This is a genomic window from Desulfatiferula olefinivorans (genome assembly GCF_054657895.1).
The window spans coordinates 1-1,712 of sequence record NZ_BAAHXV010000093.1 but is presented as its reverse complement, the minus strand read 5'-3'; the positions used below and the strand labels follow the sequence as shown (position 1 = coordinate 1,712).

Sequence of the window (1,712 nt, the reverse complement as noted above, 5' to 3'; positions counted from 1 at the left end):
GTCGTGGAACGTGGAAACAATATGCCAGGTGTGAGAAAGAACAATCAGAACAAGGCGATGCTCAAAGCCGGGAAAGCCTTCGAACGTGCGGGCCGCCCTGAGAACGGCGGAGCCGGAACCCGCCACAATGGTTGAGCGGATGGGCCACCCGGAACGAGACAGCGGCTGAACTTGAAAATCCGTTCAACAGGAGAATGCCATTGCACCGAATTGTTTACATCATTTCTTTTTGAAAGAGCAAAACAATTTTCTGCTTTTTACCCAGGCGTTCGTCCGACTGCCAACGTGGTGTTCAGTGGGCGGGCGGCGAATCACGACAGCCGACCAGAGAACGAAACTGGTTGAATAAAGACATCGGTTAACGAAGGCGCGCTGTAGCCCGATCCACTGGAACACATGGTTATGTTCATTCTCGGATTACAAATATGGCTCTACCTTTCGCAGTCTTGGCTTCACTTGCATCCCCGTAAAAAACTCCTCCAGAATAAAACCCAACTACGTCACCGGATTTGCTTTCAGTGTTAGTTATGAGTACGCCATTCGCCCCAATCTTTGCCGCTTGTTTTTTCAACTCTTGGATTGCTCGATCTGTAGCGGCTTGAGAAGAAAACTCAACATCACTTGAGGCCTCTACAATACCAATTGTTTCATATTCCTGTGGTGGCTCAAGATAAATCTTAACGTAATTTGGGTCGGTAGCTGGCCTGACAGTTCCCGTTACAATAGACGATCCGGTTGCGCAACCGACCAATGTAATTAAACAAACAAGTATTAATGTAGTCCTAAAAGTTTTCACAACTCTTTCCTCAAACATAACGTGTGCTTCACCGGCCGGGCGGCGAAATGAGACGCCGGGCTGATGGGCAGAAAAGGTTGAAAAATTAAAGACTTCCAAAACGGACAAGCTGTAGCCCGGTCCGGTGGAAGCAATTGTTGGCAGATTGATTCACGGTGGCGAATGGGTGGGGAACAGGATGTGATGAACCCACTGCCGGGTAACGTGGAAACAATATGCCAGGAGTGACAAAGAACAATCAGAACCCAACGATGATCAAAGCCGGGAAAGCCTTCGAACGTGCGAGCCGCTCTGAGAACGGCGGAGCCGGAACCCGCCACAAAGGTTGAGCGGATGGACTACCCGGAACGAGACAGCGGCAGAACTTGTAAATCCGTTCAACAGGAGAATGTCCTTGCACCGAATTGTTTACACCATTTCTTTTTGAAAGAGCAAATCAATTTACTGCTTTTTACCCAGGCGTTCGTCCGACTGCCAACGCTCTGGCTCAGGGGGCCTGGAGCTCCGCGGAAGGCTCACCTGCAGCCAGTTGTTAAGGCTTTGGTTTCATTAATGATGACATACATTTTGAGTGCCACTTATCCAAAAAATCTTGATAAAGTGACCTCTCATTTTCTGATAGTTTGTAACCCCACATTGTGCTGGTTTTCATACGAGCTAAACCAATTAATAATTCTCGAACTGCATCGCTGACTATTTCATTGTTTTTTTGCTCAACAGGATAACAGAAATGAGCTTGTTTGTATTCTTGAACATATTCAAAACGTTCAGAACCTCTACGGCTGTAGGTAATATGAAACTCTTGAATCGGTGCAAAATATTTATTCGGGAGAACTTCAATAAGTTTCTCTAATTGTTTTCTGGATAGAGCATATTGATCCTTGTAATTATATACAATGATTTTCATTATAGCCTT

Annotated in this window: 2 protein-coding genes; both read right to left on the bottom strand. The window is 46.1% G+C overall.

Annotated elements, in window-relative coordinates; all coding sequences use genetic code 11:
• Nucleotides 1-406: 406 nt before the first annotated feature.
• Entirely contained in the window at nt 407-814 is a 408-nt protein-coding gene (locus ACYQ11_RS21985) for a hypothetical protein (protein ID WP_459925981.1), read from the bottom strand.
• Between the two features lie 514 nt (nt 815-1,328).
• A partial coding sequence (locus ACYQ11_RS21980) for a hypothetical protein (RefSeq protein WP_459925980.1) occupies nt 1,329-1,712 on the bottom strand: 384 nt, incomplete at its 5' end.